Below are 16880 nucleotides of genomic sequence, written 5' to 3'. Positions count from 1 at the left end.
ACAAGGAATTGAAAGGGGCGGGACAATTAAATTGAATCATTGTCCTCTTTTGTGCTCAAACCAGTAACTGGAATTTTGAGACTGCACTATGTTTTCACGGACAAGCCTTTTAGCCTTTCTAATCGCAATACTCGTCACCTTGGTTTGTTTTAAGTCTTGTTCGGTTTTTGCAGAACATAACGGGTTTGATCTTTCCGAAAGTCTGATACCTGCCGAAAAAATACTACCGGGCGGTCCAGCTCGTGATGGCATTCCTTCTATTGATAAGCCTGAATATATAGCGGCGAAGCAAGCTGGCGGTTGGCAGGATGATCAACAGGTGTTGAGTTTGACCTTAGCCGGTATTACCCGTGCATATCCTATTAATATCTTAAACTGGCATGAGATCGTGAATGATAATTTCGGCGGTCAGCCGGTGGTGATCAGTTATTGCCCTCTATGTGGAACGGGCATGGCGTTTTCCGCCGATATAAAGGGACAGGCGCTGACATTTGGTGTCTCTGGCTTGTTATATAACAGTGATGTTCTGCTCTACGATCGTCAGTCAGATTCTCTCTGGTCACAGTTAAAAAGTCAGGCCGTGACGGGGAAATTTAAAGGCCAAAAACTCACTCAATTACCGTTGAATCAGATGACTTGGAAAGAGTGGAAAACACGCTATCCAGATGGTGAAGTGCTCAGTCGTAATACTGGATATTCAAGAGACTATTCTCAAAGTCCTTATGGTAGTTATGACGAAAGCCCGGTGCTGTATTTTCCTGTGGAGTTCCGGAGCCAAGCATACCATCCCAAAGAAAGAGTTTTGGGTGTGGAGGTTGATGGGAAATTTAAGGCGTACCCCTTTGCCGAACTATCCAAAATTTCAAATAATGAGCTGCTAGACGATTTTAATGACCGGCAGTTTAAACTGCGCTTTAATGCATCATCTCGCACAGGTGAAGTTGTTGATGCTGAAACTGGTCAAGCTTATCCAGCGGTCAACTCGTTTTGGTTTGCTTGGTATACCTTCCACCCCTACACAGATGTTTATAAAGCTCAGTGATTGATAAGCGTTAAGCTCTTTTTATGGCGGAAATTTACTTTCAAATTTAGAGATATAATTACTTATATTTCTTATGGTACCGATACCAAAGCCTTCCATATCTTCGTATTCCAGTAGATATTTATGCTCGCCTTGTTGCAGCCTCTTTGTTATGGATTCTATTGATAAGTAGTCAGTTGGAATACCTTCAACCAACTCTAAGCTAAAGTCAGCGGCCCTTATAATATCTTTCGCATAGTTGTAGCGGTTTGATCTCAGTTCCCCTGAAAAATACTTCTTAGAACCTTTATCTCGGTGCTGTTTGCAGATTTTCTTAGCGTGTTTGAGGAGAGCCTTTTGCTCATGTTTACTGAGTTGCGATGGCGTTAATTGGATAGGGTGAAGAGATGCTAGGTCGATTGGTTCTGTTATCTTTGGGAGTTTAATAGAGCCTAGCACTTCTCCCAGTGAGTCATCTGATTCATCTTGCACTTTCACTGCTAAATCAGAAAGTTGCTTTATCTCTGAAGGCCATTCATCAAACATCTTTGGCGCCGGAACTTTCAACAAATCTAGTAGAACTTTTAAACAAGTTAGTTCCCACGCGGCGTAGGCATATTCCGACGTCAAACTTTCTTTGATCTCTTGTGTCAGTTCTGGAAGCTCTGCGCAATACCAAATCCTGCTCTTGGTATCAGATAAAGATGTGGTAGAAATACTTTCATCCGTTGATAAAAATTGAGTCGGGAGGCAGAGGTAATCGGTCATAGTTTATCTTGTTAATTTGTGGCTACAGGATATTTTTCGAGCCATTTAGTGAACTTCTGTTTCAGTTTTAGAAGTTTTTTCTCTTCGACAGTACCTCGTAAACTTGCGGGTAAATACTGTAAATCTATATCAATTCTGGTTAGCAGGTCTCTGGTATCAACTTCATTAATAATCATCCTACTAAGTAGTTCAGGTTGATTAATCTTTTTCAGATACAGTTCCAGATGAAAGGTGAAATTGTATCTGCTAGCTGCGCTCTCAATCACAATTCCTAAAATATCATTGTCATTACATTCGATATCGAAGTAGGAATCTTCGAGGTTGGTGTTGTAGCGCCTAGCAAGGTTTGCTTGAAACTCTTTAAACTTATTTCTCTCAATCGGATTGCAGATAAAAGGGTCGTCTTCGATCGTTACTCCAGTTGAGTGCTGAAATATAAGATCCATAGCAGTAACTGATGAGGTCCATGCGAATATAGTTATCAGGCTTATCAGTTTTAGAACTCGTTTCATCACTGTCCCTATCTACTCGTAATAGTGTTTTTTTGGTGGAGTGATTGTAAATAGCTGTCCACCAATATGTTGTACCGAATTTAAGGCTGCCCCAAGGTTATCCCAAAAGCCATCCCCCGCAGCCTGATGTTGTAACTGATAAACAAAGATATCTTGAGGATGTTGTGTAGACACTATCCTCAAACCCTTTGCTACTGGGTGGTCAAAGAACAGTGTCAGTGAATGGAAGTGCCCATGTCGCCTGTGACGTAGTTTATCGATCTGAAACTTATAACCCTGTTTGAAGATCCCTCCGCCTTCCGCTTTCTCCTGATCTATTAGCAAGAGTGCGAGGGTATGTTGAGGCTGTATACAGCTATGAGGGCCTTGATAACTTCCGGTGTAGGTTGTTTTACTCTGGTTGATAATAATATTGGTACTGCCATCTCCCCGATTGATTATTGTGCTGTTGTTACCGTTTGAGTGTGAATCAGAGTTGTAGTGGATTCTATGTCGGTTCAGGCAGTCCTGATAGCTTTGGTCTGCGTTCTTACGCCATTGTGCGAGGTAATTATCGTAACTGGGGTATCGATAATGCCTTCCAGCGAACTCGTTGCCAGGCTGATGAATCGTATTGAAGCTCTCTAATAAGTGATCTTTCCCAATCACTTGAAAGTTTCGATTTGCTTTTACCTCCAATTCAGTAGTCAGTTCAAAGGTTGTCCCTTTGGGGATGTCTAGAATACTGGAAAGCCCAGTTAGATCTGCCTGTACAGATATCGGGAAGATAAACAGAAAGCATGTGAAAATATGGCGTTTCAGCATAGTTGGCCCTTAGCTTTGCCGATTAAGTGCAATATAGTTAACCTGCAATAGATCTTCCATCATTGATGCTGAAGCAGTTCTTAATGGAACTATCTAACGCTACTTGGAAATATATGAACCAGAAAGTTAACCGAATACTGATATTAATCCCTTCTCTACTCGCGGTTGTGGCATTTTTTTACTTCTTAGCTTCTCCTGTGTTGATGCTTCCTGCAGAGCCAGATTTTGCGAGGCTAACAATTGGTAAATCATCAGTGTTTATTGATGGGGAGCAGAGAGTGCCTTTCTATGGATTGCATATGCTTATGCAGTTAACGGAGTTAGTGAGTGTCTTTGTCACAATATTGATTGTCGCTTCTAGCTCACTGATATTACTGCTTTCTCCTTTTATGGCCTTCATATGGAATAGAGCTCTTCTGGTGATGTTGGCTTTCTCTGCGGGATTAAATCTATTTGTACTTGGAATAGCGGCAAACTTCTTCAGCTTCTATCTTGAAAGCATTGCTTTTGCTTCGGGGGGCGTTGCTATGAATTTGGTTCTTGTGGCCGTTTATGTAAGGACAAAGATGATGAAACTAGTATGTGGATCTGCATCATGAGGAAACTCTTAAATATCATTTTACTGCTATCGATGCTGCTTCCACTTCAGTTAGCCGCAGATCAGTCAGAGGCTGATCAGATTGAAGTTTTATTGGAAGAAGCTCTTTTTAGAATTGAAGGAGCTAAGTCCTTCCAGGAAAAACTTGAGCATCTAACGGATTTTGAGGCGAATCTGCTTAGCTTGGATGAAGCTGCCCAAGAGAGCGAATATTATGATTATGTGCAGCTTACAGAAGCGTTGGCCGTAGCTGATATTTCTAATCTGTCAGAGATTGATTGTCCTGATGTATTAGCCCGGATTCATTATGGTTGGGACCCAACGTCAGAAGTGCCACGTTTCTCAGGGATAGTTGAGCTGGTTTTTAGTATTGTACAGCAAACGTGCCTTAACGATTAGGCAAAAGCTTTCAGTGCCATCAAGGAATCCGATTAAACGACAGCTCATCTACGAGCCAAGAAACATCATCGCTATCCATTTTTTCATAGTCTTTCTCGGAAAATGGGGAAAGAATGAACCCTCCATTTATAGATGGATAGCAGTAGTACGCCGGTTCATCAAATCTTAAATCTGAAATTTTGGGGCTACTAAGATTATTTATATTTATCTTACCTTGGCTGTAACTCCATGAAAAAGTGATTCTTTTAGATTCTGTACCAGTTGAAACGTTGATGGCTTTAACAATTCCTTTCCCTGATTCGAGATTAAGAGTGATATCAAAATCAGGGTTTGGATTAAGAAAATATGGAATATCGTATTTATATTGTCCGCTAAGATTGCTGCAATCAGATGGTGTTATAGCCCTTGTATATATCGAAGGGGCTACAGGTAGAATGAGCAAGGTCGCTAAGCCAATTGACACATATTCAAATTTTGAAGGGATAAAATTTTTTATAGTTACGGTTGTGATACCAACAATTATTGAACCCACTATGAAGCTGATTAATGCAGCTATCGCTATCTTTTCCCAACTAGCATTGATAATCGTCAAATGGTCGATAAGAGAATCTACGGAAAATTCCTTACCTAAAACAAAAGGAATAGATGCGTAAATAATTAACCCTATAATGAAAACACCGCATAGTGCTAACAGGCCGATTATGGGGCTACTCGTTATATCTTCAAATTCATCGTCGGATGTTGGATCGTTTGTTTGTTGAGGACGTTCCGTCTCATAGTCCATGATTGTTGTATTCTCAAAAGGGTTTCTTTCTTCATCTCGACGGGCTAAAAAGTAACCGCTTTGATCCATGATAAGAGACTCTTTATGACAACTAGGACAGGCAGCTTTCACTTCGAATGGACCTATTGTCGCTTGGTCAGTTTCAACTTCAAATGTATCGTAGCAGTATGGGCATCTACCTAAGAAGCGAACCATAATTTTCACCATTTTTTTGATGCTTGAGCATTTTTAAATTTAGTCGGCCTATAAGAAATGAGTATGAACTAGGTGTTTTAATAATAGTGTGCATATTTCTTAAAGCTCTTTATCTCACAAAGATTTGTTAAAGAATTTGATTGTTGATGAACGGCCTAGATAGACTAAGTGAATAGCTTTTACTCTTGTTTAGGCCTTTACTGTTTATGAGTCACGTAACTATCGATCTTCCTTTTATTATTGCTGGGCCTTTGTTGCGCAAAGTTACTCCAGACCAAGTTGCTTTGTGGCTGGTTACCTCTGAGCCTTTAAAGGGCTCTTTCCATTTTTATCAGGAACAGGAACTTGTTGCCCAGATAGATTGTGCTTTGATTAATCAATCTATTCAGGTGGGTAAGTCTGCTTTTATCAATTTAATTGAGTATTGTCCTGAACACTCCCTCTCTACTGATACTTGGTTCTCTTATGATCTTGAGTGTGACGTTCGGGGAGAAAATCATAATTTTAAAAGCCTGTTGCCCCATCTGGTCTACCCAGGTGAAGAACGACCTAAGTTTGCCCTAAAAACTCAGCTGGATCAGGTACTGCATGGTTCTTGTCGTAAACCTCATTATGCATCCGAAGATGCATTGCTTCGTGTCGATCAGGTATTAGAAAGTTCAACAGATGATATTGAATCTCGCCCTGCGCTTTTGATGATGTCGGGTGATCAGATCTATGCGGATGATGTCGCAGGGCCAATGCTATCGGCCATACATCAGACGATAGATCTACTCGGTTTAGCGCCTGAGCTGATAGAGGGAGCCACGGTAAAGAACAGCGCCGAACTTTATAAAAGTGAGCATTGTTATTACGAACGCGAGGAGCTGCTACCGCAAACACCTGCAGGACAAGATTTGGCTGATCGTTTTTTTGCCGGAGCAGAGAAACCGATATTTACTGCGGATACGGCACACAATCATCTGATTACATTGGCTGAGATGTTGGCGATGTATTTCTTGGTCTGGTCACCACAGCTTTGGCGTTATATCTCGCTAAATGCAGGCGAAGTTTCAGATAAATATATCGATCGCTACTTAGATGAACAAAGAGAGCTCGATCTATTTGTTCACGGTTTGCCAAACGTTCAGCGAGCTTTAGCTCAAATTCCTGTTTATATGATCTTTGATGATCATGATATTACCGATGATTGGAACCTAACCCGAGGTTGGGAAGAAGCGGCTTATAATCATCCGTTTTCCAGAAGCATTATCGGTAATGCGCTACTCGGCTATTGGCTGTGTCAGGGCTGGGGCAATGCCCCTGATAAATTCCCGCAGCAATGGGCGGAGCTGATACAGCAAGATGCGATTGCAGATGGTGGGGAAGTTAGGAATGATCTGATTACTCAGGTGCTTGAATTTGAAGCCTGGAGTTACTGTCTTAATACATCACCTAAATTGGTGGTTTTGGATACCCGTACTCGTCGCTGGTGGTCGGAAAGTAGTGGGGCTAAACCTTCGGGATTGATGGATTGGGAAGCACTGTCCGAACTGCAGCAAGAGCTGATTGGTGAAGATGCAGTACTTTTGGTTTCTCCCGCACCGATTTTTGGTATGAAGATAATCGAGACAGTTCAGCGGATCTTTACCTACTTTGGCCATGCACTGATGGTGGATGCCGAAAACTGGATGGCTCATGCTGGTTCTGCCAATGTGATCCTCAATATCTTCCGTCATCCTAAAACACCACAGAATTTTGTGATTTTGTCGGGTGATGTGCATTACTCCTTTGCTTATGACATCAAGATTCGTTTCCGGAAAAACAGCCCAGATATCTGGCAAATCACCTGTAGTGGCTTAAAGAATGAGTTCCCGCATGCTTTGTTGAATCTCTTCGATAAAATGAACCGCTGGCTTTATGGCAGTCGCTCGCCGCTTAACTGGTTTACCAAACGTCGACGGATGCAGATTCGTTCGCGCATCCCAGAAGGTATGCCGGCTAAAAGGGTATTTAATGGTAGTGGCGTCGGACTGGTTAAGTTAAATCAGGTGGGTGAGCCTACCAAAGTAACCGTGCTCAAGGCCCAAGGTGGTGATATAAGTTTTCCTTACCGAAAGCCTAAATCGCGTTCTTAACGATAACGGGAGTAATGCTTGATAGATTGCTCCCGTTAACTATTTATCTATTCTCCATCTGAGCTTTTTTCCATTCTTGTTGCAATCGCAATTCTATTCCATGCGTTGATGGCTGTGATTTGCATGATGATCTCAACAAAGCCTTTTTCGCCAAATAGCGCCAATCCTTGCTGATAAGTTTGATCGCTTAGATCTTGTGGATTGGTTGAGGTCATCTCTTCGGTAAGGGCAAGAACAACTCTTTCCTCTTCGCTAAATAGCTTCGATTTTCTCCACGCAGATAGCGCATAAATACGTTGTTCTGATTCGCCTTTTGCTCGTGCCTGACTTGTATGCATATCGATGCAGAATGCGCATTCGTTTAGCATGGATGCCCGTATTTTGATCAACCCTTTCAACTTATAACCGATGCTTATGTCTGAGAGGTAATTCTCCATCTGTAACATAGTGTTTAATGCTGGTGTGTGTGACTTAACAAAGTCTATTTTCTGTAGCATGTTTCAATCCTAATCAATAACGCTGAATGATGTGGTTATTTTGGCGCTAAGCAAGAATGTTTAGAATCTGTTATAAATGCGGAACACTTTTGCGTATTTTGCAAAAGTTATGGCTGGATAATTAAGGTTTGCAGACAGGGTAAGAAAAGATGCTTGAGTTACTACGGATATTTATTCAGGTGGCTAATTTGGGAAGTTTTTCTAAAACAGCTAAAGCACTGAATATCGCGCCATCCTCGGTTACGAGAAGTATCGATAAGTTAGAAACTGAATTAGGTGTTGCGCTTTTTAAGCGAAGTACACGAGCTTTGTCTCTTACTGAACACGGCCAACAGTTGTTTGAGCGTGCAAATTTACTTTTAAAGAATGCTGATGATTTAGTCAGTTCAATTAAGGATGCAAATGCGGAACCTCAAGGGGAGCTAAAGATCTCTGTATTTGAAAGTTTTGGCATGCAAAAGGTTTCGCCATTAATTCCAGCATTTCTCAAGCAATTCCCAGAAGTGAATGTACAGATTGAATTGGATAACCAACTGGTCGATCTGAATAGCAGTGCGTTTGATATCGGTATTAGAATTGGTAAACCAGAAGACTCAGATTTACGTGCCCGTAAACTCATAGAGAACCGAATGGTGCTATGTGCATCATCGAGTTATTTAGATGTATTCGGGTCGCCCTCAGAACCGAGTGAGCTTTCAGGTCATAATTGCTTGTTATTAAATCAAGGTAGGCAGCGCTGTTATTGGCATTTTAATTCTAAACTGAGCTCTCAAAAGAACTCTCCACAGAGCTCTCTTCAAAAAAACAAAAAGGTTCTGGTGACCGGTAACTTATCTTCTAAAGGCGGTTCACCTCTGGTTGAAGCGGCTATTGCAGGAACCGGTATTTTATTGATCGCTAGATGGATGGTGGAGGAGCATCTGAACGATGGAAGCCTTATTGAATGCATGCCTGAGTGGGCACCATCGCTTTATGAACAGGGTAGCGGAGATATCTATGCGATCTATCAAGGCAGTCGATATCTCAAGCCGAGTGTCCGTAGTTTTATCGATTTTCTAGTCGAACATATCTCAGATTAAGATGTTTAGGCCTTTTGCGAAGCGCGCTTGGTTTTAGCAGTTGCAATCGCTTCTAAAGGGTTGTCTGGCCAAGGGTGTTTAGGATATCGGCCTTTCATATCTTTCTGCACATCTTTGTAGGCATTTTGCCAGAAACTTTCTAAGTCCTGAGTGACCTGTAGTGGTCTTCTCGCAGGAGAAAGTAAGTGAAGTTGTAGCGCTACATGATGTGCAATTTTAGGTGTTTGGGTACAGCCAAACATCTCTTGCAGTTTTACAGCTAAAACAGGTGGATTTTGGCTGTAATCGATTCTGATCTTTGAGCCGGAAGGTACGGTAAATCGTTCCGGTGCTAACTCATCTAACTTCTGAGGAAGGGGCCAAGGAAGCATCGCTTGTAGCACGCTGCTTAAATTGATTTTCTTCAACTGTTTTAGTTGCGTTATGTTATCCAAATAGGGTGTCAGCCATTCTTCAAGATTGTCTTGAAGCCAGTTATCGCTTAGATCTGGCCATTGATTTTGTGATTGCTTTTGAACAGCTTGGTGCAGAAATATCACGCGCTGACGCCATGCTTGAATATCATCACTCCAAGGTAAAAGAGATAACCCTCGTTTCCTTATTTGATTGATGATCGCTGCGTTAATCGCCTCAGGTGAAGGGCTTTCTAGAGGGGCGGATTCCCAAACGAGAGTACCGATGCGTTTTTGCTCCTCGGCACAGATACGATCTTGGGATTTGTCCCATTCAATCACTTCATGCTGTTGAATCAGTTCAGGAATGAATTGTTCAATCCACTCAGGATTCAGCGGCGCAGCCAGTTGGATCTGGTCGTTCGTTTGGTTTTGTTTTCCTTGCAGTGTCGCAACGGTTATCCATGGATATTGGCTTAATCTATCTTGATCGTAGAAGTTCGCCGCACGTCCATTATTGAGCTTATAAATAGTACTGTTCTGGCGTTGCTGTGCGATGCGATCAGGATACGCAAGCGCGAGTAAAACGGCTGCTTGTTCGTGATCTGGAATTTTATTTCCAGAGGTTTCGCTTGGAATATCTAATATGGAGAGCATTCGATGGTAATGCTGTTCCTGCTTTTTGATACGATGCCAGACGCCTTTCTGGAAACTCGGTTTGGTTGCTAGCCATTCGAGGCGGCTGTTGATATCCGCGCCTTCATTTCTAAAAGGATCGCGTTCCATTAAAAGCGCAGCGATACGACAGGCTTTGTCGGCTAAGCCCCAAGCTGAACCTTTGATAAGCATGTGGCTGAGTCTTGGATGCGCAGGTAACTTAGCCATTAGCTGACCGTGGATGGTTGTTTGCTTCTGTGAGTTGAGAGCGCCTAATTGGGTTAGCAAGGTTTGCGCTTGTTGGAAAGAACCTGCTGGTGGTTGGTCAAGCCAATTAAGGTCTTTTGTATCGGTGGTACCCCAGCTGGCTAGCTGCAGTGCTAAAGCTGTTAGATCTGCTTGTGCTATTTCCGGACTATCGAATGCGCTAAGTTGTTCTTGCTGTCCTTCACTCCATAATCGGTAACATACGCCAGGGGATAATCGACCTGCTCGGCCTGCACGTTGTGTGGCAGAAGCTGAGGAAATTCGGCGCGTATGTAGACGTGTCATGGCAGAGTTTGGATCATATTTGGCAACACGAGTTAAACCAGAATCGATTACTACCTCTACGCCTTGGATGGTTAAACTAGTCTCAGCAATATTGGTTGCTAGTACGACTTTGCGTTTATCAGCTTCACAGGGGTTTATAGCTTTGCGTTGTTCTTCCAGTGTTAGATCGCCATAGAGTGGCGCGATAGCAATAGAATTTTTCTCTGTTTGAGAGAGCTGCTCGTTAAGTAGTTCTTCGACTTTACGAATTTCTCGCATACCGGGTAAGAAACATAAAATACTACCGGTTTGCTCGGCTATCGCTAGGGTGACGGTCTTAACCATCTTTTGTGCTAACCATTCTCCTTGTGAGGGTTCGCCACAATACAACGGTTTAACTGGGAAACTACGACCTGAACTGGTAACAACAGGGGCATTACCTAGCAGTTTGGCGATTTTTTCTCCATCCAGCGTGGCGGACATCACCAAGATCTTCAGCGTAGTTTCTTCGCGGAAGTATTCTCTGGCTTCTAAGGTTAGGGCTAAGCCTAAGTCGGCATCTAAGCTGCGTTCGTGAAACTCGTCGAAAATTACAATCCCATAGCCTTCAAGGCTCGGATCGGTTTGTAACATGCGGGTTAAGATACCCTCAGTCACAATTTCTATTCGGGTGTGTTCGCTGATACAGGTGTCGAGGCGAACTCTATAGCCAACGGTCTGACCTGCTTTTTCATTGAGCATCTGTGCCATACGTTCGGCGGCAGCTTTAGCTGCTAAACGCCTTGGTTCTAGCATGAGAATCTTTTGATTACTCAGCCAACTTTCTTTGAGCAATGAGAGGGGGACTTGCGTGGTTTTACCTGCACCGGGAGGTGCTTCCAGAACCGCTTCATTTTGATCGTTAAGCGCTTGAGTTAATTTGGGTAAAACGGAAATGATAGGCAGCAAGGCTTCGACACTCTGAAAAATAATTCAGCATAAAGTTTAACAGTTTTTCTATAAGGGTTTGGCTCTGACAAGTAGTAAAGCTACAATGATGGAGCAATAAAATTTTTGCCGATGTTGTTCTTAGTTGTAAGGAGCCTTAATGGCGGGTAATTTTAAAGGTCGCAGAGGCGGCTATCAAAAAACTCCTAAGCTTTCTGGTCGAGGTGTACTGGAAAAGGTTGTCACCGATGGTCCTCATGTTGAGTGGGTTGGCATGCCGCCATTCTACATTCATGTGATCACAGTGGACGGTGAGGAGTACTCTTATATGTCTCCAGATAAAGATCTAGAAATTGAGCTGGGTAAGAAAGTTACCTTCCGTTATAAAGAAACCAGTAAAGGCAATTTTGTTGATAAGCGTTCCTTAGGTGTTGTGATTGACCCAAGTGAACTGGGTTATTAAGCCTTTCTTAGTTTTTTAAAAAGCAGCCAATAGGCTGCTTTTTTGTATCTGTTCACATTCGATATTATTGAACAAGTTTTGATCATTACTGTCATTAGATGTATCTTTGATACATCGAAACGGAATGGGTTGAGATATGTTGAGCAATAACAGAGTAGAGCTTACCCTCATAGAAAAGCGTTATCTAACACCTCGCTCGATTGAATTAACTTACAAGGGCGAAGATCCGATTCGTTATATCCCCGGTCAATTTTTTTCTATTGAGTTCACCTACCAAGGGGATACAAAGGCGAGAAGTTACAGTGTGGCAAATGGGGATCAACCAAGTATAGATAACAGGTTACTCACTTTTGTCATTACTTTGGTCCCTGATGGCGCTGCCAGCGAATATTTTAGAGCTGCAGAGCTAGGTAGCACCGTTGCCGTTAATGGGCCTTTTGGTAATCTGATCTTACCTAAAGTCTCACCCAAGAGGTTTGTCTTTATCGCCACAGGTGCAGGAGTGACGCCGTTTAGATCTATGTTGCCGGAGCTTCGATCTCGTCTTTGTGAAAATCCAGAATTGGAGGTGGTCGTTATCCAGGGGGTGAGAAATAGAGAAGAGTTACTCTACGCCGACGAGTTTTCCGAACTTACCCAATTGACTGCTCATGCTAAGTTTTTTAGCTGCTTTAGCCGTGAGGAGAGTAAGATCCTGTCCGCCAACGAGAAATCTGGTTATGTGTCTGACTTATATGTGGATCTGAATGCGAATCCGGATCAGGACATTGTCTACCTGTGTGGTCATCCGGACATGATTGATAAAGCGGTCAACTACTTTGATCAGCAGGGATTTAAACCCGCTAATCTTAAGCGTGAGAAGTACCAATTCTCTCTGCTGTAAAATTTGTGTGCAGCGATTAGGAAAGCCTCTCTGTCGGAGAGGCGGTAAAACAGAAGCTATGTACTATTCTGATTACAGAGGTTATTCAGAGAGGGAACAGTATGCTTCAAGAATTTCGGCATATCCGATTACAAACAACGACTGATATCGACTACATTTTATCGCCAGATAAAACTGCAACGCCTGCTAGCTTATATAGCCCAGCCTTTGAAGTGTTCACCGACTTTACAGAAGTGAAACCCGTAACGGTTCCTGAATCTTTACCTATTCAAGAAGCACTGGAGTATATGAAGAGTCAGCACGTACGGTTGCTCTTTGTTTTGGATAACCAAGATAATTTTACCGGTATTATTACGGCGTCAGATGCGGCTGGTCGAAAAGTCATGGCCTTTATGCAACGTGATGGAGTCAGTCGAGATCAGGTTCAGGTGCGCCATATTATGCTGAGTAAGTTGAATATGAATGCGCTTACCTATGAGCAGCTTAAAGATGCACGGGTAGGGGATATCATGTTGACCCTTAAAGGTTCTGGAGATCAGCATGTCGTCGTCACAGATGAAAGTTCAGCTGGAGTACTTAGAATTAGAGGAATAATCTCTGCCAGTGACATTTCAAGACGCCTTAAAATAGGTTTTGATGTTATGTATGAATCGAAAAGCTTTGCGGAAATAGAGCGGGTGATTCGAAGTGGTGAAGGAACTTAATTTAAAGCCTAAATCTAATGCTGGACTTGGAATTCTATTACTGACTATACTTCGCGCCTTTACCGTACTAGGCACTGCTAGAGTACTTTGTCTAACCCAATTGTGTGGTGCAATTGCGCATGATTTTACCAAACCAATTTAGTCCTGATGTTTCTCAAAAACTGGAAGCATTAACTAAGGCTAAACCTACACCTTTTTTAGCATTAGACTTATCAGTAATCGAGACTCGGTTTGCTGAACTAAGTAATGGCTTTCCAAAAGCAGACGTGTTCTACGCAGTAAAAGCAAATCCTGCTAATGAGGTGCTTGAACTGTTAGCTAAAGAGGGGTCTAGCTTCGACATAGCTTCCCCACAAGAGCTAGATAAAGTACTGCAGTTCAATGTTGCACCAGAGCGTATAAGCTACGGGAATACGATTAAGAAGTGTTCAGCAATAAAGTACTTCTATGATCACGGTGTACGCTTATTTGCGACCGACTCAGAGGCGGATCTGCGTAATATAGCGGAGTATGCGCCTGGTTCTGATATCTATATCCGCGTGCTCACTGATGGTTCAGAAGGTGCTGATTGGCCTTTGTCACGTAAGTTTGGTTGTAACCCTGAAATGGCAATTGAACTTGCCGTACTTGCTCGGGATTTGGGTTTAAACCCTTATGGGGTTTCCTTCCATGTGGGTTCCCAGCAGCGTGATATCGACGTTTGGGATGGTGCAATTGCCAAGGTTAAAGTTATCTTCGAGCGTTTGGCTGAAGAGCACAGCATCCGCTTACAAATGATTAATATGGGCGGTGGTTTTCCGGCGACCTATTTGCAGAAAACCAATGAATTTGAAACCTATGCTGAAGAGATTACGCGCTTTCTAAAAGAAGATTTTGGTGAAGAATTACCAAGAATTATCCTTGAACCTGGCCGCTCGCTGGTGGCTGATGCTGGGATCATCGTGTCAGAAGTGGTTTTGATCTCTAGAAAATCGTCAACAGCGCTTGAGCGTTGGGTCTATACAGATGTAGGGATGTTTAATGGTTTGATCGAAACTTTGGGTGAGGCGATTAAATATCCGCTATCTACTTCAAAGTCAGGGCCAGAAGAAGAGGTGATCCTTGCCGGTCCTACCTGTGATAGTCTGGATATCATGTACGAACAGCATAAATATGAGTTGCCGCTCTCTTTAGATATAGGTGATCAAATTTATTGGTTCTCCACCGGTGCTTATACCACCAGTTATAGCTCGATCGAGTTTAACGGTTTTCCACCTCTGGATTACTATATTTTGTAATCTTAGTCGCAGTATTTCGCTACTGCGACTAAAAATATCCTTTTTGAATCAAGCTTCTGCGCATAAAAACTACAAAACAGGTTGTCCATCCTGTCCCAAACAGCTATCTTTTTGGTATGCCAATTTTTATCGTCTGGTTGAGTGGAGAGTAGTGGATGTCAGATAAACAGATTCAAGCTCGCTATGGTGCTGTTCTGGAAGCAACAGCGGATGTAGTGCTGGTACTTGAACCAACAGGTTTGATCATGGCGTGTTCTGCAGGTGACGCAGGCTGGTTGGATGCCGATGCGATCATGGGACGTAAGCTCGAAGATATTTTCCCTGCTGATATCAGCGGTAATATAACTGCAGCTGGGGTTAAGTCGATTGAGAAGAACAAGTCGATTAAGACTTACATCCAGTTAAGACCTGAGCATGTACCGGTTCTTAAAGAGCAAGGTTTGAGCGAAACGAAATGGATGGAGCTTCGTTGTGCTGCTGCTGGCGATGAGGTTGTCGCTGTGTTTCGTGATATCTCTGCCCAGCGTAGATTGGAGCGACAAGTTACCAATCAGGCTCAGCGTGATCCATTAACAGGTGCATATAATCGTCGTGCATTAAGACCTGTACTGGAACAAGCTATTGCACAAGCGCAGCGATATGACTGGGTTTGTAGTCTAATGGTTATCGATGTAGATAATTTTAGTGACCTGAATGATAGATACTCATGGGACTGTGGTGATCAAATTTTGCAGCAGTTAGTGACCTCTATCCATGGAATGAAACGTACTTCAGACTTCCTTGCGCGTTACGGTGACGATCAGTTTGTGATGTTTATGCCGGAAACGAACCATGAACAGGGTATGGCTGCTGGTAATCGTGTACGTAAAATGATGGAAGAGATGGAAATCCCTTACGCAGCTGGCGATGTTAAGTTCACTGTCAGTGTTGGTGTTGCAGCGCTAGATGGTCTGGACGACGATCCTGATAACATGTTGAGACGTGCCAACGAAAATCTATTTGTAGCCAAGCAAAGCGGTTGTAACCGTGTCGAAGGTGAAGGATAGCAGCGAGCTCGCTTTTTTTTTAAAAAAGGGAGCTTAATAGCTCCCTTTTTCTTTCTCTGTGAATTTTAGAAAATTTTGAGTAAATAATGAAATACATTCCGTTGGAAAAATACACTAAAGCTTGGATATTTCGTCACAGGGACTTGCCTGTTTCTGAGGAAGATCTTGCTCAGATTAATCCGCTAACGGAAAGTCGTGCAGAGCAGATCTGGTCCGAGCATGTAAGTAGAGGTTGTTCACATCCGGAGCATTTCGGCGAGGGGGATTGGGCGGCTAAAGATGAAAATTGGTCTGAGAAAGATTTTTGGCAGAGTGCATGGGATGCCCAGTCAAACGAGATGCCTGAACTCTTAGCAACTCATTTGGCAGAGTGGGATGAAAATATTACTGTTTATTTTTGTTACCAAAGTGATCACATCATTGAAACAAAGTGGGGTGTTTTCCGTCGGAATTGGAAGAACTTCCTTTTCTTTGACAATGGCCCCGTACTTTTAGGTCGAAAACGTAAGCAGGTTGCTCAATTCTTCGACAATGGCAGTTACCGTTTAGGTCTACGCTCGTAATCCATTTCAGTTCAGCGGGATATGAAGCACGGTTGTTCTAGATTGTGCTTCGTTATTCTCTTCAAAAATTCTTCTTCCCTGATAAGTTCAATCTATTGTTAGCTCGTTTCTAGGCTACGGGTTAGTCATATCTTTTGCTTCTATACTGCTGCGTAAGAAATATTCAGTGGTAGTCACTTTTTAAAGTCATAAGCTTAATGAAAATTAATTGCAATATTATTAAGTGAATGTTCAGTATCTATAGATAAATATACGCAATAACTTACCGAACAAGTCGTATTTCTTATTAAAAACCTAAAAGAATACGATGTAATAAAATTGTAATTTGATTTAGCTTAAAGTTTATTCATTTTTACAAATCTTTGTTTGAATTTTATATCTTTATATGTCAAAAATAGACTCTTAATATGTTTACTTACTACCGCTTTAAACCTTACGTAATGTAAGTGATAATAGGCCTGTAGTAGTACTAAAGTTCTGATTTTATCAGATATATCAGAGTGAATTAGTACAGTATTAGAGAATTTTAAATCAGCTGGAAGGCAAAGAATTCAATGAGCCTACGGCTTTAGTCCATGAAAAATTGACCTAAGTGTGAAAAACACCCTCGATACTATATTTTTTGGTACTTCTTCCATTTTGGAATACGCTTATCATTAACAT

At 42.3% G+C, this 16880-nt stretch carries 17 protein-coding genes; 11 read left to right on the top strand and 6 right to left on the bottom strand.

All coding sequences use genetic code 11. The annotated features are described in order from the left end of the window. Positions 1-88: 88 nt before the first annotated feature. On the top strand, positions 89-1042 hold the full coding sequence (locus tag ACMXYV_RS10250) for a DUF3179 domain-containing protein (protein ID WP_415888403.1): 954 nt from the start codon (positions 89-91) through the stop codon (positions 1040-1042). Positions 1043-1063: 21 nt separating this feature from the next. On the opposite strand, the gene ACMXYV_RS10245 is transcribed toward ACMXYV_RS10250, so the two are convergent. The 3 genes from ACMXYV_RS10245 to ACMXYV_RS10235 are packed head-to-tail and all read right to left on the bottom strand — an operon-like array spanning position 1064 to position 3105. Then, positions 1064-1789 (bottom strand): hypothetical protein, encoded by a 726-nt coding sequence (locus tag ACMXYV_RS10245; protein WP_415888402.1) that lies wholly within the window; start codon positions 1787-1789, stop codon positions 1064-1066. A gap of 11 nt (positions 1790-1800) precedes the next feature. Then, positions 1801-2301 (bottom strand): hypothetical protein, encoded by a 501-nt coding sequence (locus ACMXYV_RS10240; RefSeq protein WP_415888401.1) that lies wholly within the window; start codon positions 2299-2301, stop codon positions 1801-1803. Between the two features lie 12 nt (positions 2302-2313). After that, positions 2314-3105, bottom strand: coding sequence for a hypothetical protein (locus ACMXYV_RS10235; RefSeq protein ID WP_415888400.1), 792 nt, complete (start codon positions 3103-3105; stop codon positions 2314-2316). Between the two features lie 83 nt (positions 3106-3188). Between ACMXYV_RS10235 and ACMXYV_RS10230 the strand changes: the two genes are divergently transcribed. Then, entirely contained in the window at positions 3189-3704 is a 516-nt protein-coding gene (locus ACMXYV_RS10230) for a hypothetical protein (protein WP_415888399.1), read from the top strand. Further along, positions 3701-4102 carry a hypothetical protein gene (locus ACMXYV_RS10225; protein ID WP_415888398.1) on the top strand — a complete coding sequence of 134 codons (402 nt, stop codon included), beginning with the start codon at positions 3701-3703 and terminating at the stop codon, positions 4100-4102. Before ACMXYV_RS10230 ends, ACMXYV_RS10225 begins: the two co-directional genes overlap by 4 nt. A 19-nt stretch (positions 4103-4121) precedes the next feature. Here the strand turns inward: ACMXYV_RS10225 and ACMXYV_RS10220 are convergent, their stop codons facing one another. Then, positions 4122-5081, bottom strand: a complete 960-nt coding sequence (locus tag ACMXYV_RS10220; RefSeq protein ID WP_415888397.1) for a hypothetical protein — start codon at positions 5079-5081, stop codon at positions 4122-4124. Positions 5082-5287: 206 nt separating this feature from the next. Here ACMXYV_RS10220 and ACMXYV_RS10215 point away from each other — a divergent pair, with 206 nt between their 5' ends. Then, on the top strand, positions 5288-7198 hold the full coding sequence (locus ACMXYV_RS10215) for an alkaline phosphatase D family protein (protein WP_415888396.1): 1911 nt from the start codon (positions 5288-5290) through the stop codon (positions 7196-7198). 47 nt (positions 7199-7245) lie between these two features. On the opposite strand, the gene ACMXYV_RS10210 is transcribed toward ACMXYV_RS10215, so the two are convergent. After that, a complete protein-coding gene (locus ACMXYV_RS10210; protein ID WP_415888395.1) occupies positions 7246-7695 on the bottom strand; it encodes a carboxymuconolactone decarboxylase family protein in 450 nt (149 codons plus the stop codon). Between the two features lie 149 nt (positions 7696-7844). On the opposite strand from ACMXYV_RS10210, the gene ACMXYV_RS10205 reads away from it, so the two are divergent. Next, positions 7845-8774, top strand: coding sequence for a LysR family transcriptional regulator (locus ACMXYV_RS10205; RefSeq protein WP_415888394.1), 930 nt, complete (start codon positions 7845-7847; stop codon positions 8772-8774). A 5-nt stretch (positions 8775-8779) separates the two neighbouring features. Here ACMXYV_RS10205 and hrpB read toward each other — a convergent pair whose 3' ends face one another. After that, positions 8780-11302: an ATP-dependent helicase HrpB gene (hrpB, locus tag ACMXYV_RS10200; protein ID WP_415888393.1), complete on the bottom strand. Its 2523-nt coding sequence runs from the start codon at positions 11300-11302 to the stop codon at positions 8780-8782. Between the two features lie 139 nt (positions 11303-11441). On the opposite strand from hrpB, the gene ACMXYV_RS10195 reads away from it, so the two are divergent. The 6 genes from ACMXYV_RS10195 to ACMXYV_RS10170 all read left to right on the top strand — a co-directional run bounded on the left by ACMXYV_RS10195 (position 11442) and on the right by ACMXYV_RS10170 (position 16217). Further along, positions 11442-11744: a hypothetical protein gene (locus tag ACMXYV_RS10195; RefSeq protein ID WP_415888392.1), complete on the top strand. Its 303-nt coding sequence runs from the start codon at positions 11442-11444 to the stop codon at positions 11742-11744. 136 nt (positions 11745-11880) lie between these two features. Further along, positions 11881-12627: an FAD-binding oxidoreductase gene (locus ACMXYV_RS10190; protein ID WP_415888391.1), complete on the top strand. Its 747-nt coding sequence runs from the start codon at positions 11881-11883 to the stop codon at positions 12625-12627. 101 nt (positions 12628-12728) lie between these two features. Next, positions 12729-13331, top strand: coding sequence for a CBS domain-containing protein (locus ACMXYV_RS10185; protein ID WP_415888390.1), 603 nt, complete (start codon positions 12729-12731; stop codon positions 13329-13331). A gap of 119 nt (positions 13332-13450) precedes the next feature. Beyond that, on the top strand, positions 13451-14608 hold the full coding sequence (locus ACMXYV_RS10180; RefSeq protein WP_415888389.1) for a type III PLP-dependent enzyme: 1158 nt from the start codon (positions 13451-13453) through the stop codon (positions 14606-14608). Positions 14609-14763: 155 nt separating this feature from the next. Then, entirely contained in the window at positions 14764-15654 is an 891-nt protein-coding gene (locus tag ACMXYV_RS10175; RefSeq protein ID WP_415888388.1) for a diguanylate cyclase, read from the top strand. Positions 15655-15740: 86 nt separating this feature from the next. Further along, positions 15741-16217, top strand: coding sequence for a DUF2947 domain-containing protein (locus ACMXYV_RS10170; RefSeq protein WP_415888387.1), 477 nt, complete (start codon positions 15741-15743; stop codon positions 16215-16217). Positions 16218-16880: the final 663 nt, after the last annotated feature.

Origin of the sequence: Neptuniibacter sp. SY11_33 (assembly GCF_047778025.1) — a bacterium.
Lineage (GTDB): Bacteria > Pseudomonadota > Gammaproteobacteria > Pseudomonadales > Balneatricaceae > Neptuniibacter.
The sequence above is the reverse complement of the archived record's forward strand: the minus strand, read 5'-3'. Positions and strand labels throughout refer to the sequence as shown.